The following is a 20956-nucleotide window of genomic DNA, read 5'->3' on the forward strand; positions in this document are numbered from 1 at the left end:
GAACCCCCCTTGTCGGAGGTGTTCGGGTCGGAGGCGGATCGGCTGGCGGAAGCGGTCATATGGGCTAGCCTGCCGCGCCGCACGGCGCCGCGCCATGAGGTCTGCTGCCTTCCTCGACCGGGGGAAAACCCCCGCCTCGCAAGACGAGGCGTGACGGGCTGCTTACCGTCCCTTTATCAGGGCCTAGACTCCCGTGCGTACAGATCGTCGAACGGGCCTGTCGTCGAAGAGACTGAGGTCAGGGAGCGAGGGACGGGCGTGCGGGAACGGACCGTCGATGTCGCGGCGGAATTCGCGGCGGACTATTTCCAGTCCTACTCCGTCGTCGGGCTGCTCGCCGTCGTCGGCGTGCTGTTCGTCGCCGTGGCCTTCGGCGCCGGGCGCCTGTTGCGCCCGGTGGTCCCCACCCCGGAGAAGCTCCTGACGTACGAGTGCGGCGTCGACCCCGTGGGCGAGGGCTGGGCCCACACCCAGGTCCGCTACTACGTCTACGCCTTCCTCTACGTGATCTTCGCCGTCGACTCGATCTTCCTCTTCCCCTGGGCGACGGTCTTCGCGGCCCCTGGCTACGGCGCGGCCACGCTCGTGGAGATGTTCATCTTCCTCGGCTTCCTGGCCGTGGGCCTGCTGTACGCATACAAGAAGGGCGTCCTGACATGGACGTGACGCCGAAAGTGAATGCGCCGGAACACCCGGAGCACCCGGAACAACCGCAAGAGTCGGAGCACCCGGAGCACCCGGAGCACCCGGAGCACGCGGAGCAGTCGGAGCAGTCGGAACAGGTGCTCTCGGAACCCGTACCGCTGCCGGAGCCGAAGCGCCTGGGCACCCTGGCCCGCCTGGCCCCCGAGCCGATGAAGGTGATCCTGAACTGGGGCCGCCGCTACTCGCTCTGGGTCTTCAACTTCGGCCTGGCCTGCTGCGCGATCGAGTTCATCGCCGCGTCGATGGCCCGCCACGACTTCATCCGCCTCGGCGTCATCCCCTTCGCGCCGGGCCCCCGTCAGGCCGACCTGATGGTCGTCTCCGGCACGGTCACGGACAAGATGGCCCCGGCCTTGAAGCGTCTCTACGAGCAGATGCCCGAGCCGAAGTACGTCATCTCCTTCGGCGCGTGCAGCAACTGCGGCGGGCCCTACTGGGACTCGTACTCGGTGACGAAGGGCGTCGACCAGATCATTCCGGTGGACGTGTACGTGCCGGGCTGCCCGCCGCGCCCGGAGGCGCTTCTCCAGGGCATCCTCAAGCTCCAGGAGAAGATCGCCCGGGAGTCCCTGCGCGAGCGCTACGGCCCGACCCCGTCCCGCCCGGCCGTCTCCCGCCCCTCGCCGGCCGCCCTGCAGAGCGGCCTGGTGCGGCCCCCGGCCGCCGAGTCCCCCGCCGCGCCGTCGGGGGAGGGCCGATGACCACGATCGGCTGGCTCCCCGCCCCCGCCGACGAGCTCTTCGGTCCGCAGGCCACGGCCGAGGAGTCGTACGACGTCCTGACGGTCGATGTCCCTCCCTCATCCTGGACCGACGCCCTGCGCGTGGCCCGCGACCGCCTGACCTGCACCTACTTCGACTGGCTGAGCGCGGTCGACGAACCGGGCACGGGCTTCCGCGTCTCGGCGCACGTGGTGGCACTGTCCCCCGTGCGCCGCCTGCTGCTGCGCACGACGATCCCGCACGAGGCACCGACCCTCGCCTCCGCCGTCGACGTCTACGCCGGCGCGGCCTGGCACGAACGCGAGACGCACGAGATGTTCGGCGTCACCTTCGCGGGCCACCCCGCCCTGAACCACCTCCTCCTCCCGGAGACCTTCGAAGGCCACCCCCTGCGCAAGGACTTCGTCCTCGCCGCCCGCGTCGCCAAGGCCTGGCCCGGCGCGAAGGAGCCCGGAGAGTCCGAGCACGGCGGCCCCAAGCGCCGCCAGATGCTCCCCCCAGGCGTCCCCGACCCCAACGAATGGGGCCCCCTGAAGGGTCAACTCCCGCCCGCCCCGGCCCGCCCGGCCCGAGCAGCGGCAGGACGAGCGGCAGGCGACCGCCTGGTCCGCCGCGCCCGCACGGCATCGGAGGGCTCAGCAACCCAGCCGACCCCCCCGACCACAGAGACCCCACCAGCCTCACCAACCTCTCCGACCTCGCCGGTTCCTTCGACTTCCTCGGCTCCGACGACTTCCTCGGCTCCGGCGACTCCTTCAGGCCCGGAGGCTCCCTCGGCTCCGGCGACGCCTGCCGGACCCCGCCGCGCCCGAAGCGCGAGCGCGGGCTCGGCGTCACAGCGGGCAGGTGCCACGGAGTCCACGGGTGCCGCAGGAACCGAGCCCGCCGCGCCGACGGAACCGACGGCCCCCGAGTCGACCCCGCAACCTCCGGCAGGACCGCGCCGCACGCGCAGCGCCTCCCAAGGCTCCGCCTCCCAGCACACCCAGGCCCCGACGACATCCCCCGACACCCCCGCCCGCCCCTCCAAGGCCCCCCGCAGCTCCGACGCCCCGTGGCACCACGCCCGCCCAGCGTTCGCCGAGCCACAGCGGACCCCAGAGCCGAGCGAGCAACAGAAACCGAAGCGGGAGCAGGCCCCCGAACCGGCCCAGGCACCGGCACCGGCACCGGCACCGAACGGGGAGCAGGAGCCGAAGCCAGGCAGGGAGACGGAATCGGGCCAGGAGCCGAAGTCAGGCCGCGAGTCGGAGCCGGGCCAGGAGCCGAAGTCAGGCCGCGAGTCGGAGCCGGGCCGGGAGCCGAAGCCAGGCCGCGAGTCGGAGCCGGGCCAGAAGCCGGGACCAGACCGGACGCCGGCCCCGGAGCCCGATCAGAACCCGGAGTCCGCTCAGGACCCGCACCGGGACCGGGACCCGGAGTCGGACCCGAACCCGGAGCAGGCTCAGGCCCCGGAGCAGGCTCAGGCCCTGGAGCCCGGCCCGGAGCCGAGCTCGGCCGGCCCTGAGCAGGTACCCCCGGGGACGGCCGCGCCCAAGCAGGCGGGCCCCGTCGAGAAGCCCTCGCCCGACCGCGGCACGCCCGCCCGTACCGACCGCGCGGAACCCCCCGCCCCCGAGGACCCCACAGGAGGCCCGCAGTGAACGACGCTCTCGACGTCGCCCTGCGACTCCTGGTCGTCTTCGTCGTCTTCCTCACCTTCCCCCTGATCGTCGGTCAGACCGAGCACAAGGTGATGGCCCATATGCAGGGCCGCCTGGGGCCGATGTACGCGGGCGGCTTCCACGGCTGGGCACAGCTCGTCGCGGACGGCGTCAAGTTCGTGCAGAAGGAGGACATCGTCCCCTCGGGTGCGGACCGCCGTATCTTCCAGCTCGCGCCGGCCGTGGCCCTCCTCCCGTATCTCCTGGTGCTCCTCGCCATCCCCATCGGCCCGGGCGAAGGCGCCGTCGGCCAGGTCGTGGACGCGGGCATCTTCTTCGTGCTCGCGGTGATGGGCGTCGGCGTGCTCGGCTCCCTCATGGCCGGCTGGGCCAGTGCCAACAAGTTCTCCCTTCTCGGCGGCCTGCGCACCGCCGCCCAGCTCCTCGCCTACGAACTCCCGATGCTGCTCACCGCCGCCTCGGTGGCGATGGCGGCAGGCACGGTCTCCCTGCCCGGCATCGTCGACGCCTTCGAGTGGTGGTGGCTGCCCTGGCAGATCATCGGCGCGATCGTCTTCTTCGTCGCCGGCCTCGCCGAACTGCAGCGGCCCCCCTTCGACATGCCCGTCGCCGACTCGGAGATCATCTTCGGTGCGTACACCGAGTACACCGGCCTGCGCTTCGCCCTCTTCCTCCTCGCCGAGTACGCCGGAATCGTCGTCCTGTGCGGTCTGACCACCGTCCTCTTCCTGGGCGGCTGGCACGGCCCCTGGGGCGCCGACGGCCTCGGCTGGGTCTGGACCCTCCTCAAGGCTGCCGTCCTCGCCTTCCTCGTGATCTGGCTCCGCGTCACCTACCCCCGCCTGCGCGAGGACCAGCTTCAGAAGCTCTCCTGGACCCTCCTCGTCCCTCTTTCCCTCGCCCAGATCGCCCTCACCGGCATCGTCAAGGTGGTGATCCGGTAATGGCCCCCATCCCCGGTAGTGGCCTCGCCAAGGGCCTGGCCGTCACCCTCCGCACGATGACGCGCAAGACCGTCACCGAGCAGTACCCGGACGCCCAGCCCGAACTCCCGCCCCGTACCCGTGGCGTCATCGGCCTGTTCGAGGAGAACTGCACGGTCTGCATGCTCTGCGCCCGTGAGTGCCCCGACTGGTGCATCTACATCGACTCCCACAAGGAGACCGTCCCGCCCGCCGCCCCGGGCGGCCGCGAGCGCAGCCGCAACGTCCTCGACCGCTTCGCCATCGACTTCTCCCTGTGTATGTACTGCGGTATCTGCATCGAGGTCTGTCCTTTCGACGCCCTGTTCTGGTCCCCGGAGTTCGAGTACGCCGAGACCGACATCCACGAACTCACCCACGAACGCGACAAGCTCCGCGAGTGGATGTGGACCGTCCCGGCCCCACCCGCCCTCGACCCCGCCGCCGAGGAGCCGAAGGAACTCGTGGCCGCCCGCAAGGCGGCCGAGAAACTGGCGGCGGCCCAGGCCACGTCGAACGCCCCCCAGCCACCCGAGTCGAACACACCCCAGGGAGGAGAATCGTGACCCTCGCCCAGGCACACCACGGCTTCCTCTCCCCGACCGGCGTCGAGATCGCCTTCCTGCTCGTCGGGCTGGTCACCTTCGGCGCCGCCCTCGTCACCGTGACCACCAAGCAACTGGTGCACGCCGCCCTGTGGCTCGTGGTCGCCCTCGGCGGCCTCGCCGTCGAGTACCTCCTGCTCACCGCCGAGTTCATCGCCTGGGTGCAGGTCCTCATCTACGTCGGTTCCGTCGTCGTGCTCCTCCTCTTCGGTCTGATGCTCACCAAGGCCCCCATCGGCCGCTCCCCGGACGCGGACTCCGGCAACCGCTGGGCCGCTCTCACGGTGGCCGTCGCCGCGGTCGCCGCACTCGTCTGGGTGGTCGTCGACGCCTTCCGCGCCACCTGGATCGATCTGGACGGTCCGGCCGCCGGCTCCACCGAGGTCACCGGCGCGAGCCTGTTCCAGAACTGGGTCCTGCCCTTCGAGGCCCTCTCCGTCCTCCTCCTCGCGGCACTGGTCGGCGCGATCGTCCTGTCCCGCAGGGCGAAGGCGGAGTCGAGCTCTCCCCCTCTGAACTCCCGGGACGTCACCAAGAGTTCCCGATCCGTCACGGAGAGTTCCCACTCTGTTCCGGACGCCCGGGAAGACCCGGCCGAGCAGGAAGGCACCCGCTGATGCACCTCGCCTATCCCGCCGTCCTGTCCGCCCTGCTGTTCTGCACCGGCCTGTACGGCGTTCTCGCCCGCCGCAACGCGATCCTCGTTCTGATGTCCGTCGAGCTGATGCTCAACGCCGTCAACCTCAACCTGGTCGCCTTCGACGTCTGGCTCAGCAGGACCGCCGAGGAGACCCTGCACTCCGGTCAGGCCCTGACCCTGTTCACCATCGCCATCGCAGCCGCCGAGATCGGCATCGGCCTGGCGATCGTCCTCGCCGTCCACCGCAACCGAGGCACCGCTGACATCGACCGCCTCCGCGACACCGCCGAAGGCCACGAGAGCCCCGCGACCGACGGCCCCGACAGCGACACCCCCGCGACCGGAACGGCCGCCGAGAAGGCTGAGGCCAGCGCGTGACCACGACCACCCTCGCCGTCCTCGTCCCCCTCCTGCCGTTCCTGGGCGCGGCCGCCGGACTGCTCCTGGGCCGCACCGCTCCCGGCTTCGTGCGCCCGCTCGCCGTCCTGCCGACCCTCGCCGCGCTCGTACTGGCCGCGATCGTCGCCGTACGCCAGGGCGGAGACGGCTCCGTCACCGCGGCCACCGAACTGACCCCCACCGGCTCGATCCCGATCGAACTGGCGCTGTACATCGACGGCTTCGCCGCCCTCGTCGCCGTCGTGGTCGGCCTCGTCGCCACCTGCGTGCAGATCTACTCGACCGGCTACCTGCGCGAGGACCCGCGCTACCCCTCGTACGCCGCGCTCGTCTCCCTCTTCACCTCCGCGATGTTCCTGGTCGTCTACTCCGGCGACCTGATCGTGCTGCTGGTCGGCTGGGAAGTCATGGGCATCTGCTCCTACTTCCTGGTCGGTCACTACTGGGAGACCCCGGAAGCCCGCGCCGCCTCCATCAAGGCCTTCCTCGTCACCAAACTCGGCGACGTCCCCTTCCTCATCGGCCTGTTCGCCCTCGCCACCGACGCCGGGTCCTTCCGGATCACGAAGGTCCTCGCCACCGTCGCCCACGGCGGGCTCGACCACCCGACGCTCATCGCCCTGCTGCTCCTCGCGGGCGTGGCCGGCAAGTCCGCGCAGTTCCCCCTGCACACCTGGCTCCCGGACGCGATGGCGGGCCCCACCCCCGTCTCCGCGCTGATCCACGCCGCGACGATGGTCGCCGCCGGCGTCTACTTCATCGCCCGTCTCCTCCCGGTCTTCGAGGCGTCCTCGGCCGCGATGGTGACCCTCGCCGTGATGGCCGCCATCACCATGGTCGGCTCGGGCCTGGCCGCCCTCGCCCAGGACGACATCAAGCGCGTCCTCGCCTATTCGACGATCGGCCAGCTGGGCTACATGACCGGTGCCCTCGCCGTCGGCGACCGTGGTGCCGCCGTCTTCCACCTCCTCTCGCACGGCGCGTTCAAGGCGCTGCTCTTCCTCGCGGCCGGCGTGATCATCCACGCCGCCGGCACCAACTCGCTGGCCGCCATGTCCCGCATGAGCCACCTGCGCGACCGCGTCCCCGACGCCTACTGGACGATGACCGTGGCGCTTCTCGCGCTCGCCGCGATCCCGCCGTTCAGCGGCTTCTTCTCCAAGGAGTCGGTGCTCGGCGCCGCCGAGCACATCACCGCGGGCCATACCGAGCACGCGCCCGGTGCCACGGGCTGGATCGTCCTCGTCGCCGGCCTGCTCACCGCCCTCCTCACGGCGGCCTACGCGACCCGCCTGTGGCTGCTGACCTTCCACGGCCGGGGCGCCGAGGCCCCCGACCACGGCCGCCAGCCACTGACCATGACCGTGGTGCTGTGGGTCCTGGCCATCCCGTCCCTGGCCCTCGGCGGGCTCGCCTACCGCACCCTCCCCGACTGGTTCGACGGCAACGACCTCGCCCCGACCCTCACCACGTCCGTCCTGGGCACGGGAGTGGCCCTGGCCGGCGGGCTCGTCACATACGCCGCCTGGCGCCATCTCGCCGGGCTCGCCGCCCGCGTCCCCCTGGGCGCGGTCGCCGCCCACCCCGAGGGCGACGCGGGACTGGTCGAGGCCGAGGCGATCGCCACGCACGCGCCGGCCTACGGAGACGTGGCCTCCGCCCTCGACCCGGCGGACCCCGGGCGTCTCCTGCTCGGCCCGCTGCACCGCCACGCGGCCGTGGGCTTCCACCTCGACGCCGTGTACCGGACGCTGTTCGTCCGCCCGGTCCAGGCCGGCGCGAGTCTCGTCCGGTTCCTCGACCGCGAGGTCGTCGACACCTACGTACGCGGCGCGGGCGCCCTGCCCCGCTGGCTGGGGGCAGCCGTACGGCGCGCCCAGACCGGCAACGTCCAGACCTATGTGAGCGCGCTGCTCGCCGGCACCGTCGTCCTGGCGGTCGCCGCCCTTCTCGTCGCTTCGGGAGCGTGAGCGGGCGTGATCGATATCAACGAGTCCGTGATGCAGTTCCTTCTGGCATTCATCGTGGTCGGCCCACTCCTCGGCGCCGCCGCCGCTCTGCTGCCGGCTCCGCCCGGGCTGAAGGGGAAGTCACCCGAGCAGGCCGTGCTGCGCCACGGCATGACCGTGACCGGCGCCATGCTCGTCGCCGCGATCGTCCTCGCGCTCGGCTTCGACCACGACCATCCGTCGAAGATGCAGGCCACCACGGACATCAGCTGGATCCCCGCACTCGACGTGCGCATCCACCTCGGCATCGACGGCATCTCCCTCCCCCTGCTGGTCCTGACCGCGCTGCTGACCTTCCTGTGCGCGGTGTACTCCTACTTCAGGCGGCAGCAACAGCCGCCGACGCAGCAGACCGCGGACCCGTCCCCGAAAGCCTTCGTCGCGCTCGTACTCGTCCTGGAGTCCGGCACCCTCGCGGCCTTCGCCGTCCTCGACCTGCTGCTGTTCTTCCTCGCCTTCGAGATGGTCCTGATCCCGATGTACTTCCTCATCGCCCGCTGGGGCGGCGCGGGCCGGACCCAGGCCGCCTGGAAGTTCATCCTGTTCACGCTGCTCGGATCCGTGGTCATGCTGCTCGGCCTGCTCCTGATCGGAATCAAGGCGGGCACTTTCGACATGGTGGCACTCGCCACTGACAACGGCCGGTCGCTCACCACGTCCGTGCAGGTCATCGCCGTTCTCGCGATCGGGATCGGGCTCGCCGTCAAGACCCCGATGTGGCCGCTGCACAGCTGGCTGCCCGACGCCCACACCGCCGCCCCGACCGTCGGTTCGGTCCTGCTGGCGGGAGTGCTGCTGAAGATGGGCACGTACGGGTTCGTCCGGATCCTGCTGCCCGTCGCGCCGGACGGCTTCCGCACCTTCGCGCCCTACCTCGCCGCCTTCGCCGTCGTCGGGATCATCTACGGATCCCTGGCCTGCCTGGCCCTCGCCAAGCGGGGCGCGAAGGGCGACCTCAAACGCCTCATCGCCTACTCCTCCGTCGGTCACATGGGTTTCGTCCTGCTCGGCATCGCGACCATGACCCCGACCGGCGTGAACGGCGCCCTGTTCGCCAACATCGCCCACGGCCTCATCACCGGCCTCCTCTTCTTCCTGGTCGGAGCGCTGAAGGACCGCACCGGCACCACCGATCTGGACACCCTCGCCGAGCAGACCGGCGCCGCGCTGTACGGCAGGACGCCCCGCCTCGGCGGCCTCCTCGCCTTCGCCGCCGTCGCCTCCCTCGGCCTGCCGGGCCTCGCCGGCTTCTGGGGCGAGATGCTGGCCCTGTTCGGCGCCTTCAACCCCGCCGACGACCTCAGCCGGCCCGCGTTCCTCACCTTCGCGGCGATCGCCGCGTTCGGCACCCTGCTGACGGCTGCGTACCTGCTCTCCGTGGTCCGCCGCGTCTGCATGGGCGTCGTCCCGCAGGACGCTCCGCGCCTCGCCGACGTGCAGACCTACGAGTTCGCGGCCTGGGCCCCGCTCGTCGCCCTCACCGTCGTCGCCGGCCTGTGGCCGAAGGCCCTCCTCGGGCTGACCGACCCGGCCGTGCAACAACTCCTCGCAGGAGGCACCCGATGAGCGCCTTGGCCCAGCCCGTGTCCCAGCCCCTGGCCGAGTCGGTGGTCCAGTCCGTCGACTGGCTGGCCATCGCGCCGCCCACCCTCGCGGCGGTCGTCGCCCTCGTGGTCCTCGTCGCCGACCTCTTCGTCGGCGACGCCCGCAAGCCGCTCCTCGGCTGGCTGTCGGTGGCCGGACTCGCCGCCGCCACGGCCCTGCTCCTGCCCCTCCTGGGCGGCGACCGCTCCACCTTCTGCCTGACCGGCGACACGCGCGTGTGCAGCTACACGGCAGACCGTTTCACCCTCGTCATCCAGTTCCTGGTGCTCGGGGGAGCGCTGCTGGCGGCCCTGCTGTCGGTCACCGCCCTGAAGGACGCGCGCGGGCGACTTCCCGAAGGCGAGTTCTGGTTCCTGCTGCTGTCCTCCGCCGCCGGTGCCGCCCTGCTGCCCGCCTCCCGCGACCTCGCCACCCTCGTCGTCGCCCTGGAGGTCGCCTCCCTGCCCGCCTTCGCCCTGGTCGGCATCCGGCACGGCGACCGCAGGTCCTCCGAAGCGGCCCTGAAGTTCTTCCTGTCGTCCGTCACCGCGACCACCGTCAGCCTCCTGGGCATCAGCTTCGTGTACGCGACGACCGGAACCCTCTACCTCACCCAGGTCGCCGACCGCATCCAGCACGTCGACGGCCGGCTGGACACCCTGGCCCAGACCGGCGTGGTCCTCACCCTGATCGGCTTCGCCTTCAAGACGGCCGCCGTCCCCTTCCACTTCTGGGTCCCCGACACCTACGTCGGCGCCCCGCTGCCCATCGCCGCCTACCTGTCGGTCGTCGGCAAGGCGGTCGGCTTCTCCGGACTCATCCTCGTCACCGTCATCGGCTTCCCCTCGTACGCCCACGTCTGGGGCCCCGCACTGGCCGTGCTGGCCGCCCTCACCATGACCGTCGGCAATGTCGGCGCCCTCCGCCAGCAAGCCACGCGCGCGTACAGCGCCGTACGCCTGCTCGCCTGGTCCTCCGTGGGCCAGGCCGGCTACCTCCTCGTACCGATCGCCGCCGCCGCGTACTCCGACGACACCGAGCACGCCATCGGCTCCACCGTCGCCTACGCCCTCATGTACGCAGTCGTGAACCTGGGCGCCTTCGCGGTGGCCGCCCTGGTGGGCCGTACCAGCGCGACGAACCGGATCACGGACTACCGGGGCCTCTACACGAAGCACCCGGCGGCAGCCCTGCTCCTGGCCTTCTTCCTGCTCTGCCTCGCCGGACTGCCGCCAGGCATCATCGGTCTCTTCGCGAAGGTCACCGTGTTCTCGGCAGCCGTCGACGCGGGCCTCGGCTGGCTCGCGGTCGTGATGGCCGTCAACGTGGTGATCGCCCTGTACTACTACCTCCAGTGGACGGCGCTGCTCTTCCGCGCCCCCGAGGGCGAGCCCGAGAAGCACCGCGTCCCCGCCCCGCTCACCGCCGCGATCGCCCTCACCGCGGCCCTCGGCATCGCCCTCTCCGGAGCACCTCAGCTGGTCCTGCGCTTCACCGACACCGGCCTCTTCTGAGCCCGCACGCGCGCGCATGCCCCCGTCCCCACCCGGACGGCCCACACCCCTGCCCGCAGGCGCAAGGGAACTAGTGCCTCCCGCCTGGCGTTGACCAGTACGGGAAGGTGCACTGGATGTGACACCACGGCACAGTGCCACCGGACGAGAGCAAGATTCGCAAGCAAAGGGTTCCCCTGCTGCACGACTTGGAGGGCGTACCGTGCACCGCCGGCACAACGGGCTCAGGACCGCAGTACTCCTCGGGGGACTGTCCGCACTCATCATCGTCATCGGCAGCTTCTTCGGCCGCATGGGGCTGGTCATCGCGGTCCTGATCGCGCTCGGCACCAACGCGTACGCGTACTGGAACAGCGACAAACTGGCTCTACGCGCGATGCGTGCCCGCCCGGTGAGCGAGTTCGAGGCTCCCGCGCTGTACCGGATGGTCCGCGAGCTCTCCACCCAGGCCCGTCAGCCCATGCCTCGCCTGTACATCTCCCCGACCGAGGCACCCAACGCCTTCGCCACCGGCCGCAACCCGCGCAACGCCGCCGTGTGCTGCACGGACGGCATCCTGCGCCTCCTCGACGAGCGCGAACTGCGCGGCGTCATCGGCCACGAGCTCAGCCACGTCTACAACCGGGACATCCTCATCTCCTCGGTCGCCGGAGCGCTCGCCTCGGTGATCATGTTCCTGGTCAACTTCGCCTGGCTGATCCCCATCGGCCGTTCGGACGACGACGACGGTCCCGGTATCCTCGGCATGCTCCTGATCATGATTCTCGGCCCGCTCGCCGCCAGCGTCATCCAACTCGCCATCAGCCGCTCCCGTGAGTACGAGGCGGACGCCTCGGGCGCGCAGCTCACCGGCGACCCACTGGCCCTCGCGAGCGCGCTGCGCAAACTGGAGACGGGCACCAAGCAGCTTCCACTGCCCCCGGAGCCCCGCATCGAGACCGCGAGCCACATGATGATCGCGAATCCCTTCCGCCCGGGCCAGGGACTCTCCAAGATGTTCTCGACGCACCCGCCGATGGCGGACCGTATCGCCCGGCTCGAGAAAATGGCAGGTCGCCACCAGTGAAGACCATCCTGAACGTCATCTGGCTGATCCTGAGCGGATTCTGGCTGTTCCTCGCCTACCTGGCCGCGGGAGCGCTGCTCTGCATCACGATCATCGGCATTCCCTTCGGCATCGCCGCTTTCCGCATCGGCGTCTACGCCCTCTGGCCCTTCGGTTACACGACGATCGAGCGCCGTGACGCGGGTGCGCCCTCCTGCCTCGGCAACGTGCTCTGGCTGGTCCTCGCCGGCTGGTGGCTGGCCATCGGGCACATCGTCACCGGCCTTCTCCTCTGCCTGACCATCATCGGCATCCCGTTCGGCATCGCGAACTTCAAACTGATTCCGGTCTCGCTGTTCCCGCTGGGCCGCGAAATCGTGCCCACGGACCAGCCGTTCGCGGCGCGCTGACGGGCCGAGCCCCGATCGGCTCGTCGTCCACAGCCCGTCAGGAGCCGGGGCGGCCGGCCGCTCGACGCGGCGCACCGCTGGCCGGTTGTCCACAAGCGGCGGGTTGTCCACAGGCCGGGCCGGTTGTCAGTGGCGGCCTGCATCATGAACCCATGACCGAGAACGAGCAGTTGTGGGCAAGGGTGGCGGCCGAGGCGGCCACCACCCGCCCCTGGGGTCGGCCTTCGCTGCCCGACCCCGTGGACGCGGCCACCGTGGCCCGTGCCGAGTCCGCACTCGGCTTCCGCCTGCCGCCGCTGCTCGCCGACCTCTACCTGCGTATAGGGGACGGCGGATTCGGGCCGGAGTACGGCCTGCTGCCCCTGCTCGACAGCTCTCCGGCCGGTGAACCAGCCGCCGTCGCCCAGTACCTCGCCAACCGCGCAAGCGGTCGCGAAGACCCCGACTGGCCCTGGCCCGAGGGCGTCCTGCCGATATCCCACTGGGGCTGCGCGATGTACGCGTGCGTGGACTGCCGCTCCCCGCAGGCGACGGTCCTGCTCTTCGAGCCGAACCCCGGCGACCCCGACCACGCCTGGTTCGTCGACGCCCCCAGCCTCACAGCCTGGCTGTACGCCTGGCTCGACGGCACGGGCTGGTACGGCACCCTGAACGACGACCTGGAACCGACCCCCTGGACCGAGTTCCGCATACGCACGGCGGCGACCGGGGCGACGAGGCCGTAGCGGCGTACCGGCCTGCCGTCGCGCACCCTCTGCCCGGGCACCCGCCCGCTGTCACCCGCAACCGGTCGCCCGCCGCCCGCCGCCGTCGTACGGCTACCGCGCGCCCGCCCGGCGCCGTCGTACCCCGTAAGCGAGCACGCCCACCGCCAGCACTCCCGCCCCCACGACCACCGAGGTCCTCGGCAGCGCGAACGCGAGTACCACACAGCCCAGGAGCCCCACCGCGGGCAGCATCCGCTTCGCCGGGGCCGGATCGAGCGTCCAGGCCGACGCGTTGGCCACCGCGTAGTACGTCAGCACACCGAAGGAGGAGAACCCGATCGCCCCCCGGACGTCGACCGTGGCGGCCAGGACCGCGACCACCGCGCCCACGGTGAGCTCGGCCCGGTGCGGTACCTGGAAGCGCGGGTGCACGGCGGCCAGGGCGCCGGGCAGATGCCGGTCCCGGGCCATGGCCAGCGTCGTGCGCGAGACGCCCAGGATGAGGGCCAGGAGCGAGCCCAGCGCCGCCACCGCTGCCCCGATCCGCACCACGGGCACGAGCCCGGGCACCCCCGCCGCCCGTACCGCGTCGGCCAGCGGCGCCCCCGCCCGTCCGAGATCGTCCGGCCCCAGCACGGAGAGGACAGCGACCGTCACGCACGCGTACACGACCAGAGCGATCCCCAGGGCCAGGGGGATGGCGCGGGGGATGGTGCGTGCCGGGTCACGCACCTCCTCGCCCAGGGTCGCGATGCGGGCGTACCCGGCGAAGGCGAAGAACAGCAGACCGGCGGCCGTCAGCACCCCGCCGACACCCCCGGAGACCCCGACATCCAGCCGCCCGTCGTCGGACGCGCCGGACCCGAGGCACACGACCACCACGGAAGCGAGGACCGCCAGGACCACCGCCACGATCGCCCGCGTCAGCCAGGCCGACTTCTGGACGCCGCCGTAGTTCACCGCGGTCAGCGCCACCACGGCCGCGACCGCCACCGCGTGCGCCTGCGCCGGCCAGACGTACGCACCGACCGTCAGAGCCATCGCCGCACAGGAGGCCGTCTTCCCGACCACGAACGACCAGCCCGCCAGATACCCCCAGAACGCGCCGAGCCGCTCGCGCCCGTACACGTACGTGCCGCCCGAGGCCGGATACAGGGCGGCGAGTCGCGCCGACGACATGGCGTTGCAGTACGCGACCAGCGCGGCGAGTGCGAGTCCGAGCAGCAGCCCGGAGCCCGCGGCCTGCGCGGCGGGAGCGAGCGCCGCGAAGACACCGGCACCGATCATCGAGCCGAGCCCGATGAGCACGGCGTCGCCGAGGCCGAGCGTCCGCCGCAGCTCGGGGCGGGATCCGGACTGTGTCATGAGCCGCACCCTACTGATCGACGGAACCACCGTCTGGCGTGGTGACGTCGTCCTCATTGACACGACCTGAACCCGCGTGCGACGCGGGACGCGGGGCGCGACGGAAACGAGCACGGCCCGTCCGCAGCGAGCGACATCACAGTGTCCGGACAGCGCGGGCACAGCACGGAAGGGCAGGTTCAGGACATGAGCATCATCAGCTGGATCATCCTGGGGTTGTTGGCCGGAGTCATTGCCAAGGTCCTGCTGCCGGGCCGCGACCCGGGCGGCTTCATCGGCACGACCCTCATCGGCGTCGCGGGCGCGTTCATCGGCGGCTGGATATCGGCCCGCTGGCTGGACCACCCCATCACCAAGGACTTCTACGACGGCGCGACCTGGGCCGCGGCGATCGGCGGTTCGCTGGTGCTGCTGATCGTCTATCGCCTGCTGTTCGGCAACTCACGCGACTGAGCGCCTCCGCGGCGGACCGAACGAGAAGGGTGGGCACCCCGCGGGCGCCCACCCCTGCTCGTAGCTGTCCGGCTCGCGTCCGTCCGGCTCGTGTTCGTCCGGCCGCCTACCGGTAGTTCACGAACTGCAGAGCGAAGTCGAAGTCCTGGCCCTTGAGCAGGGTGATGACGGTCTGGAGGTCGTCGCGGCTCTTGGAGCTGACACGCAGTTCCTCGCCCTGCACCTGGGCCTTCACGCCCTTGGGGCCCTCGTCGCGGATGAGCTTCGCGACCTTCTTCGCGTTGTCCTGGGAGATGCCCTCCTTGATCTCCGCGAAGAGCTTGTACTCCTTGCCGGAGAGCTGGGGCTCGCCCGCCTCCAGCGCCTTGAGGGAGATCCCGCGCTTGATCAGCTTGGACTGGAAGACGTCGAGGACGGCGTTGACCCGGTCCTCGGAGTTCGCCTCCATCAGGATCTTGTCACCGGACCACGAGATCGAGGCGCCGACGCCTTTGAAGTCGTAGCGCTGCGAGATTTCCTTGCCGGCCTGGTTGAGGGCGTTGTCGACCTCCTGCCGCTCGACCTTCGAGACGATGTCGAAACTGGAGTCGGCCATGTCCTGTGGCTCCTTGTATCGGGGTGCGTGTCGGGTGCGTATCGGCGTACGTGGGGGCGACCGCCGAGCCCGGCGTGATCCCGGGCCGCATCCGCACAAGCCTAGTCATCCCGCTCGCTCCGGGCGGGGAGGAATCAGGTGGCGAAGCACCCCTGGGCATCGGGTATCGTTTACGTCGTTGCCAGGGAGCACCGCCGAAAAGCGGTTCGAACAGGTGGCAAACCCGGCGGTGTGCCCGAGCGGCCAAAGGGAGCAGACTGTAAATCTGCCGGCTCAGCCTTCCCAGGTTCGAATCCTGGCGCCGCCACGCTGAGAACGAAGGGCCCGTTACCTGCTTACACAGCAGGTGACGGGCCCTTCGTCATGTTCCCCGGTGAGCGGCGCAGGTTTTCCGCAACGAGCCGCGGTTGCACTCCAGAACTGTGCCAGGGGATGCCACGGCGCGTGGCGAAGATCATATGGAGGCGCGGACGACGTCGAGGCGAAGTGGCGCAGTGCGCGATCGCTGTTGTTCCGGAGCCCAACCGGTCACCGGTGAACGGTTCGTGACCTGTGCACCCACCTGGCAGGTCAGCACGATGGTGGTGCCACTTTCGATGCGCCTACCAATCCTTGGGGGAAACAATGCGCAAGATCGGTCTTGCCCTCGCGACCGGCGTCGCCGGCGTCGCCGTCTTCATGGGGTCCGGCTCGGCCCAGGCCCTCACCTTCAACAACGACGCCTGCCTGGATCTTCGACAGGTCCAGGTCTGCGAGAACCACACGCTCTACCGGTTCGTCCAGCCTGCGGGTCCGTCGCTGAACCCGTGCGGCATGCCGTGGCAGTCCGTGCGGGCCGGCACCTGCTGAGCCGCGGCACCGTCCGGCGGTCGACGCCACCGACAGGGGCCGCTCGACTCCTGGTGGCGTCACACTGACAGAGGGAACCCCTCCGACCTGCGCAGACGCAGAGCGGAGGGGTTTCTTCGGGTGCGGAGGACAGGGGGGGGCAGGAGGACAGGGGGACAGGGAGACACCTGGGTGGCGGCTGCCCGCTTCATTTCCCTTCGGCGGGGTCATCCGGGGGTTCGGAGACCTCCGGCGAGGGTGTCTTCGCCGCTCTCTTCACCTCTGCCTCGATGTCGTTGCGCGGTCTGTTCTCGTCCTTGGCGTGTTCGGTCACCGCGGCCTGTACGTCGCGGGCGAGGTCGCGCCAGGCGCGCCAGGCGGTTTCGTAGGTGTCGGTCTGGATCTCCGGCCAGGGGGTGGCCGTGGGTGCGCCGTACGTGTCCCGCAGCGCTTCGACCCTCGCGTGTGCCTCGTCGGCCGCGCGTTGCTTCTCCACGAGTTCCTCGAAGGTATGTGCCACGTGTACGGATGCTAGGGAGGTGATCGCACTTCCGCGCGGTGAGCGGGGCGCGTCCCGCCGTGGGGTACCCGCGTGGCCCACTGGGGCAGACTGACGACATGTCCAGCGCGTCCAGTCGTCGTAGAACCTGCCCCGTATGCCGTCGCGAGATCGCCGTCGTCGCCGGACGGTTCGCCCGGCACGACCCGCCGGGCGCGCGCGGGACCGGGGACCTCGTCTCCTGCCCCGGCTCGCGCAGCACGGCACAACTGGGCGCGGCCCAGCCGTCGTTGGACGGGTATGTGGTCCCGGAGTTTCCGGGACAGCTACCCCTCTTCTAGCGTTCTCGCGTGCCGCCGCTCCACGGCGTCTTGCGGCGTGCGGGTTTCCTCAGTTGCCCGCCACCGCCTTGACGGCCACCGGCACCGGCGTCGAGCCGCTGATGAGTTCCAGGGTGAGGCCGGACGTCGCCGGGGTGTCCAGCAGTTCGGCCAGCACGGCGGCCACGTCGTCGCGTGGGACGGAGCCGCGGCCCGTGCGGGCCGCCAGGCGGACCAGGCCGGTGCCGACGTCGTCCGTGAGCGCGCCGGGGCGCAGGATCGTCCAGTCGAGGGAGTCCAGACCCTGCACGTACGCGTCCGCTTCGCCCTTGGCGCGCAGGTAGACGTCGAAGACCTCGTCACCCGGGTGGTCGGGATCCGCGCCCATGGACGACACGACCACGAAGCGCCGTACGCCCGCCCGGACCGCCGCGTCCGCGAACAGGACCGCCGCGCCCTTGTCCACGGTGTTCTTGCGGCCCACCTCGCTGCCCGGGCCGGCACCCGCCGCGAACACCGCCGCGTCCGCGCCCCGCAACCGCTCCGCGACCGCTTCGACGGACGCCGACTCCAGGTCCAGGACGACCGGTTCGGCGCCCGCCGCCCTGAGGTCGTCGCCCTGTTCCGCCTTGCGGATGATCCCCGCGACCTCGACCCCGCGCGCGGCGAGCAGGCGCTCCAGCCGCAACGCGATCTGACCATGACCACCAGCGATGACAATGCGCATGGTTCCGACCGTACGCCCGGACAGCCGCATCCGCCGCATGACCTCACCCGGGGGTGCCGGCTCAACTCCCCGGCCCGCCCCGCCGTCCTACGACAGTTGTCCCCGTCCCTGTCTGGGCAGGCCCCACTCCGGGGCGGCTGTCGAGCTGCGGTACTCGCGGACCGCGCTCGTGCGGGCCACCACGCGGCCCTGGTGGATCACGATCCTGCTGTACGCCAGGGACAGGGCGCCCGCCAATCGGTCGCCGCGGACGGCCAGGAGGTCGGCCGGGAAGCCCGCCTCCACGCGGACCTCGGGGAGGCCCAGCGCGGCTCGCGCGGACGTGCTCACGGCGTCGTAGGCGTCCTCGGCACGCAGGCCGTGACGGGAGGCGAGCAGGTAGGCCGCCTCCAGGGGGTCGCCGCGGCCGACCGGGTTGGAGACGTCCCGCAACGCCCCACTGCCCGCCGCGATCCGGACCCCGGCCGCGCGCAACAGCCGTACGGGCGCCGCGTCCCGGTGGTCGGCGGTGCCGCAGCCGCCCTGCGGGAGGCAGACCACCGTCACGCCGGCGGCGGCGAGTTGGTCGGCGGTGCGGGTGGCCGTATCGGCGGGGAGGTCGTCGAGGCCGCCGCAGGGGCTCAGGGTGACGCCGGGGCGCAGACCGCCGGCCATCGCGGCGAGGCGGGCGAGGCGGGCCGGGTCGGCGGCGTCGGTGTGCAGGTCGACGGGGCAGCCGTGCTCGGAGGCGACCTCCAGGACGGTCTCCACGTAGCCCATCGGATCGGGGTCCAGGTCCGGGCAGCCGCCCACCACGGATGCGCCCATCTTCACCGCGTCCCGCAGCATCGCGAGCCCGTCCGCCCCGGCCGCCCCGGTCAGTACCCGCGGCATCGCCACCGCCGTCAGTTCGGCGAGCCCGCGCAGGGCACGCCGGGCCTGCAGGACGGCGGCCAGCGCGCCGAGGCCCTGGACGTCGCCCACGTGCACATGGGCGCGCAGCGCCGTCGCGCCGTGGCCCAGTTGCAGCAACGCGGCCTCCGTGGCACGGCGCTGGACGTCCTCGGGGGCGTACGAGACCGGGCCGTCCGCATCGGCCGTGAGCGCGGTGTCGGCGTGCGCGTGCGGCTCGGCGGGGGCGGGGAGCAGGAGGTAGCCGCCGAGGTCCACGCGCGTGCCGCCGCGGGCGGGGCCGGTCGTCAGGCTGCCCGCCGTGCCGACCGCCTCGATGCGCCCGCGGCCCAGCCGTACGTCCACGGTCCGGCCGTCCGTCAGGCGCGCCCCGCTCAGCAGAAGGGCGGCCGGGTCCGGCGAACCTCCCATGGCGCCGGACGAGGACGACGGCCAAGGGGGCGGCTGCGGCTGGCTGTCGGGCATCGCGCTCCAGGGGCTCGGCTCGGGACTGCGCGGGGACGTGGGTGACGCGCGGTCGCGGGGACGCAAGATCACGCAGAGTGAGTCGAGCCTAGGACGGCGTTTCGGCGCCGGCGGGGAGGGGCGCAATAGTCGTACCGGTGTGGTCCGGCGTGCGGGAGGGGCCCGGGAGGCCGCTGGGACCTCGGGAAATCGGCCCTCCGGGCGGTCCCGGAGGGCCTCGCGAAACGGATTTGGGTGAACGGCTGCGGACCGTGTAATGTCTTCATCGCTCGCCCCAATAGCTCAGTCGGTAGAGCGTCTCCATGGTAAGGAGAAGGTCTACGGTTCGATTCCGTATTGGGGCTCTGGTGGGTGAGGTTCCCGTCGCAAGGCGGGACCTGATCCCATCAAAGCGGTGTAGCTCAGTCGGTAGAGCAAGCGGCTCATAATCGCTGTGTCACCGGTTCAAGTCCGGTCACCGCTACTGACGGTAGCCGATTGTGGGGTCGGTCCTTCGATCGGCTACTCTTTCATGCGTTATATGTCCCATCCGTTCGTCAAGGAGCACTCCTGTGGCTGCCACCGACGTCCGCCCGAAGATCACGCTGGCCTGCGTGGAGTGCAAGGAGCGGAACTACATCACCAAGAAGAACCGGCGTAACAACCCGGATCGAATGGAGATGAAGAAGCACTGCCCGCGTTGCAACGCGCACACCGCGCACCGCGAAACGCGATAAATCAGGCTCGTATGCGAGGCCGTCCCCGAGTGATCGGGGGCGGCCTCGTGTCGTTGAGCGACCCGTACCGGTCAGTAGAGCAACGCTGAGCGGTACAGCACCAGAGCAACGGAACAGCGGAGCAGCAGAGCAACCAGGAGGTGCCGAGGCCATGGCGCTCGACCAGTCCTTCGTCGGGCGGACCTACCCGCCCACCGATCCCTACGAGGTCGGTCGGGAGAAGATCCGCGAGTTCGCCGAGGCCGTCGGTGACGCCAACCCGGCGTACACCGACCCGGACGCCGCCAAGGCGCTCGGGTACGCCGATGTGATCGCGCCGCCGACCTTCGTGTTCTCGATCACCTTCAAGGCGGCGGGGCAGGTCGTCCAGGACCCTCGGCTGGGCCTCGACTACAGCCGGGTGGTGCACGGCGACCAGAAGTTCGCCTACCGGCGCCCGGTGCGCGCCGGTGACCGGCTCACGGTCACCTCGACCATCGAGGCGGTCAGGTCCATGGCCGGCAACGACATCCTGGACATCCGCGGCGAGGTCCGCGACGAGAGCGGCGAGCACGTCGTGACCGCCTGGACCAAGCTCGTCGCCCGCGCGGCGGAATCCGTGGAATCCGTGGACGCCACGGACGGGAAGGCGTGAGGAACCGATGACGGCGAAGATCGCTTACGACGACGTCGAGGTCGGCACCGAACTGCCGGCCCGGTCCTTCCCGGTGAACCGCGCCACGCTGGTGCAGTACGCGGGTGCCTCCGGGGACTTCAACCCCATCCACTGGAACGAGAAGTTCGCCAAGGAGGTGGGCCTGCCGGACGTCATCGCGCACGGCATGTTCACCATGGCCGAGGCGGTACGCGTCGTCACCGACTGGATCGGCGACCCGGGCGCGATCGTCGACTACGGCGTGCGCTTCACGAAGCCCGTCGTCGTCCCGAACGACGACCAGGGCGCCGTGATCGAGGTCACCGGCAAGGTGGGCGCCAAGCTCGACGACAACACCGTGCGGGTCGACCTGACGGTGACCAGCGACGGGCTGAAGGTTCTCGGGATGTCCCGGGCGGTCGTACGGCTGGCCTGATCCGAGGCGGCACGCACGACGTAAGGGGCGCCCTCCCTGGGGAGGCGCCCCTTACGCGTTG

Annotated in this window: 24 protein-coding genes and 3 tRNA genes; 22 read left to right on the forward strand and 5 right to left on the reverse strand. The window is 71.0% G+C overall.

Annotation, left to right across the window (positions count from 1 at the left end; genetic code table 11):
• Positions 1-258: 258 nt before the first annotated feature.
• The 13 genes from ACFVYS_RS07590 to ACFVYS_RS07650 all read left to right on the forward strand — a co-directional run bounded on the left by ACFVYS_RS07590 (position 259) and on the right by ACFVYS_RS07650 (position 12984).
• A complete protein-coding gene (locus tag ACFVYS_RS07590; protein WP_020130187.1) occupies positions 259-666 on the forward strand; it encodes an NADH-quinone oxidoreductase subunit A in 408 nt (135 codons plus the stop codon).
• Positions 657-1406, forward strand: a complete 750-nt coding sequence (locus tag ACFVYS_RS07595; RefSeq protein ID WP_389499784.1) for an NADH-quinone oxidoreductase subunit B — start codon at positions 657-659, stop codon at positions 1404-1406. The genes ACFVYS_RS07590 and ACFVYS_RS07595 overlap by 10 nt, the downstream gene beginning before the upstream one ends.
• Complete coding sequence (locus ACFVYS_RS07600; RefSeq protein ID WP_389499786.1) at positions 1403-3070, forward strand: NADH-quinone oxidoreductase subunit C; 1668 nt, start codon at positions 1403-1405, stop codon at positions 3068-3070. The genes ACFVYS_RS07595 and ACFVYS_RS07600 overlap by 4 nt, the downstream gene beginning before the upstream one ends.
• Positions 3067-4035 (forward strand): NADH-quinone oxidoreductase subunit H, encoded by a 969-nt coding sequence (locus ACFVYS_RS07605; RefSeq protein ID WP_389499788.1) that lies wholly within the window; start codon positions 3067-3069, stop codon positions 4033-4035. The genes ACFVYS_RS07600 and ACFVYS_RS07605 overlap by 4 nt, the downstream gene beginning before the upstream one ends.
• Positions 4035-4619 carry a NuoI/complex I 23 kDa subunit family protein gene (locus ACFVYS_RS07610; protein ID WP_389499790.1) on the forward strand — a complete coding sequence of 195 codons (585 nt, stop codon included), beginning with the start codon at positions 4035-4037 and terminating at the stop codon, positions 4617-4619. The genes ACFVYS_RS07605 and ACFVYS_RS07610 overlap by 1 nt, the downstream gene beginning before the upstream one ends.
• Positions 4616-5275, forward strand: a complete 660-nt coding sequence (locus ACFVYS_RS07615) for an NADH-quinone oxidoreductase subunit J (protein ID WP_389499792.1) — start codon at positions 4616-4618, stop codon at positions 5273-5275. The genes ACFVYS_RS07610 and ACFVYS_RS07615 overlap by 4 nt, the downstream gene beginning before the upstream one ends.
• Positions 5275-5676: an NADH-quinone oxidoreductase subunit NuoK gene (nuoK, locus tag ACFVYS_RS07620; protein WP_362568075.1), complete on the forward strand. Its 402-nt coding sequence runs from the start codon at positions 5275-5277 to the stop codon at positions 5674-5676. Before ACFVYS_RS07615 ends, nuoK begins: the two co-directional genes overlap by 1 nt.
• Positions 5673-7667, forward strand: a complete 1995-nt coding sequence (locus tag ACFVYS_RS07625; protein ID WP_389499794.1) for an NADH-quinone oxidoreductase subunit L — start codon at positions 5673-5675, stop codon at positions 7665-7667. The genes nuoK and ACFVYS_RS07625 overlap by 4 nt, the downstream gene beginning before the upstream one ends.
• Positions 7668-7673: 6 nt before the next feature.
• Entirely contained in the window at positions 7674-9272 is a 1599-nt protein-coding gene (locus ACFVYS_RS07630) for a NuoM family protein (RefSeq protein ID WP_389499796.1), read from the forward strand.
• Complete coding sequence (locus ACFVYS_RS07635) at positions 9269-10804, forward strand: NADH-quinone oxidoreductase subunit N (protein ID WP_389499798.1); 1536 nt, start codon at positions 9269-9271, stop codon at positions 10802-10804. Before ACFVYS_RS07630 ends, ACFVYS_RS07635 begins: the two co-directional genes overlap by 4 nt.
• 202 nt (positions 10805-11006) lie before the next feature.
• Positions 11007-11870, forward strand: coding sequence for a zinc metalloprotease HtpX (gene htpX / locus ACFVYS_RS07640; protein WP_020130197.1), 864 nt, complete (start codon positions 11007-11009; stop codon positions 11868-11870).
• On the forward strand, positions 11867-12259 hold the full coding sequence (locus ACFVYS_RS07645) for a YccF domain-containing protein (RefSeq protein WP_351757594.1): 393 nt from the start codon (positions 11867-11869) through the stop codon (positions 12257-12259). Before htpX ends, ACFVYS_RS07645 begins: the two co-directional genes overlap by 4 nt.
• 152 nt (positions 12260-12411) lie before the next feature.
• Positions 12412-12984 (forward strand): SMI1/KNR4 family protein, encoded by a 573-nt coding sequence (locus tag ACFVYS_RS07650; protein ID WP_389499800.1) that lies wholly within the window; start codon positions 12412-12414, stop codon positions 12982-12984.
• 93 nt (positions 12985-13077) lie between these two features.
• Here ACFVYS_RS07650 and ACFVYS_RS07655 read toward each other — a convergent pair whose 3' ends face one another.
• Positions 13078-14331 (reverse strand): APC family permease, encoded by a 1254-nt coding sequence (locus ACFVYS_RS07655; protein WP_389499802.1) that lies wholly within the window; start codon positions 14329-14331, stop codon positions 13078-13080.
• Between the two features lie 186 nt (positions 14332-14517).
• On the opposite strand from ACFVYS_RS07655, the gene ACFVYS_RS07660 reads away from it, so the two are divergent.
• Positions 14518-14784 carry a GlsB/YeaQ/YmgE family stress response membrane protein gene (locus tag ACFVYS_RS07660; RefSeq protein ID WP_020132690.1) on the forward strand — a complete coding sequence of 89 codons (267 nt, stop codon included), beginning with the start codon at positions 14518-14520 and terminating at the stop codon, positions 14782-14784.
• A 106-nt stretch (positions 14785-14890) separates the two neighbouring features.
• Here ACFVYS_RS07660 and ACFVYS_RS07665 read toward each other — a convergent pair whose 3' ends face one another.
• Complete coding sequence (locus ACFVYS_RS07665; protein ID WP_020132689.1) at positions 14891-15379, reverse strand: YajQ family cyclic di-GMP-binding protein; 489 nt, start codon at positions 15377-15379, stop codon at positions 14891-14893.
• A 225-nt stretch (positions 15380-15604) separates the two neighbouring features.
• Here ACFVYS_RS07665 and ACFVYS_RS07670 point away from each other — a divergent pair.
• Positions 15605-15686 (forward strand) — tRNA-Tyr (locus tag ACFVYS_RS07670).
• Positions 15687-16003: 317 nt separating this feature from the next.
• Positions 16004-16228, forward strand: coding sequence for a hypothetical protein (locus tag ACFVYS_RS07675; RefSeq protein WP_389499804.1), 225 nt, complete (start codon positions 16004-16006; stop codon positions 16226-16228).
• A 187-nt stretch (positions 16229-16415) separates the two neighbouring features.
• Here the strand turns inward: ACFVYS_RS07675 and ACFVYS_RS07680 are convergent, their stop codons facing one another.
• Positions 16416-16727, reverse strand: coding sequence for a hypothetical protein (locus tag ACFVYS_RS07680; protein WP_389499806.1), 312 nt, complete (start codon positions 16725-16727; stop codon positions 16416-16418).
• Between the two features lie 98 nt (positions 16728-16825).
• On the opposite strand from ACFVYS_RS07680, the gene ACFVYS_RS07685 reads away from it, so the two are divergent.
• A complete protein-coding gene (locus ACFVYS_RS07685; RefSeq protein ID WP_078616067.1) occupies positions 16826-17047 on the forward strand; it encodes a hypothetical protein in 222 nt (73 codons plus the stop codon).
• Positions 17048-17096: 49 nt separating this feature from the next.
• Here the strand turns inward: ACFVYS_RS07685 and ACFVYS_RS07690 are convergent, their stop codons facing one another.
• Positions 17097-17753: an SDR family oxidoreductase gene (locus ACFVYS_RS07690; protein ID WP_389499808.1), complete on the reverse strand. Its 657-nt coding sequence runs from the start codon at positions 17751-17753 to the stop codon at positions 17097-17099.
• Between the two features lie 87 nt (positions 17754-17840).
• Complete coding sequence (locus ACFVYS_RS07695; protein ID WP_389499810.1) at positions 17841-19109, reverse strand: hydrolase; 1269 nt, start codon at positions 19107-19109, stop codon at positions 17841-17843.
• A 271-nt stretch (positions 19110-19380) separates the two neighbouring features.
• On the opposite strand from ACFVYS_RS07695, the gene ACFVYS_RS07700 reads away from it, so the two are divergent.
• The 5 genes from ACFVYS_RS07700 (at position 19381) to ACFVYS_RS07720 (ending at position 20895) form a co-directional block, all read left to right on the forward strand.
• A tRNA-Thr gene (locus tag ACFVYS_RS07700) sits at positions 19381-19453 on the forward strand.
• Positions 19454-19499: 46 nt separating this feature from the next.
• Positions 19500-19572: transfer RNA gene (locus ACFVYS_RS07705), tRNA-Met, on the forward strand.
• A gap of 88 nt (positions 19573-19660) precedes the next feature.
• Entirely contained in the window at positions 19661-19825 is a 165-nt protein-coding gene (gene rpmG, locus ACFVYS_RS07710; protein WP_018834916.1) for a 50S ribosomal protein L33, read from the forward strand.
• 151 nt (positions 19826-19976) lie between these two features.
• Positions 19977-20459 (forward strand): MaoC family dehydratase N-terminal domain-containing protein, encoded by a 483-nt coding sequence (locus tag ACFVYS_RS07715; protein WP_389499811.1) that lies wholly within the window; start codon positions 19977-19979, stop codon positions 20457-20459.
• Positions 20460-20466: 7 nt separating this feature from the next.
• Complete coding sequence (locus ACFVYS_RS07720; protein ID WP_389499813.1) at positions 20467-20895, forward strand: MaoC family dehydratase; 429 nt, start codon at positions 20467-20469, stop codon at positions 20893-20895.
• The last annotated feature ends 61 nt before the right edge of the window (positions 20896-20956 follow it).

The organism is Streptomyces sp. NPDC058295, assembly GCF_042880655.1.
Lineage (GTDB): Bacteria > Actinomycetota > Actinomycetes > Streptomycetales > Streptomycetaceae > Streptomyces > Streptomyces coriariae.

Coding starts and splice junctions, on each gene's coding strand:
- ACFVYS_RS07655 (WP_389499802.1), bottom strand. CDS start 14,331: ATGACACAGTCCGGATCCCGCCCCGAGCTGCGGCGGACGCTCGGCCTC.
- ACFVYS_RS07715 (WP_389499811.1), top strand. CDS start 19,977: ATGGCGCTCGACCAGTCCTTCGTCGGGCGGACCTACCCGCCCACCGAT.
- ACFVYS_RS07595 (WP_389499784.1), top strand. CDS start 657: ATGGACGTGACGCCGAAAGTGAATGCGCCGGAACACCCGGAGCACCCG.
- ACFVYS_RS07660 (WP_020132690.1), top strand. CDS start 14,518: ATGAGCATCATCAGCTGGATCATCCTGGGGTTGTTGGCCGGAGTCATT.
- ACFVYS_RS07690 (WP_389499808.1), bottom strand. CDS start 17,753: ATGCGCATTGTCATCGCTGGTGGTCATGGTCAGATCGCGTTGCGGCTG.
- ACFVYS_RS07675 (WP_389499804.1), top strand. CDS start 16,004: ATGCGCAAGATCGGTCTTGCCCTCGCGACCGGCGTCGCCGGCGTCGCC.
- ACFVYS_RS07685 (WP_078616067.1), top strand. CDS start 16,826: ATGTCCAGCGCGTCCAGTCGTCGTAGAACCTGCCCCGTATGCCGTCGC.
- ACFVYS_RS07635 (WP_389499798.1), top strand. CDS start 9,269: ATGAGCGCCTTGGCCCAGCCCGTGTCCCAGCCCCTGGCCGAGTCGGTG.
- ACFVYS_RS07600 (WP_389499786.1), top strand. CDS start 1,403: ATGACCACGATCGGCTGGCTCCCCGCCCCCGCCGACGAGCTCTTCGGT.
- ACFVYS_RS07650 (WP_389499800.1), top strand. CDS start 12,412: ATGACCGAGAACGAGCAGTTGTGGGCAAGGGTGGCGGCCGAGGCGGCC.
- ACFVYS_RS07610 (WP_389499790.1), top strand. CDS start 4,035: ATGGCCCCCATCCCCGGTAGTGGCCTCGCCAAGGGCCTGGCCGTCACC.
- ACFVYS_RS07665 (WP_020132689.1), bottom strand. CDS start 15,379: ATGGCCGACTCCAGTTTCGACATCGTCTCGAAGGTCGAGCGGCAGGAG.
- ACFVYS_RS07720 (WP_389499813.1), top strand. CDS start 20,467: ATGACGGCGAAGATCGCTTACGACGACGTCGAGGTCGGCACCGAACTG.
- ACFVYS_RS07695 (WP_389499810.1), bottom strand. CDS start 19,109: ATGCCCGACAGCCAGCCGCAGCCGCCCCCTTGGCCGTCGTCCTCGTCC.
- nuoK (WP_362568075.1), top strand. CDS start 5,275: ATGCACCTCGCCTATCCCGCCGTCCTGTCCGCCCTGCTGTTCTGCACC.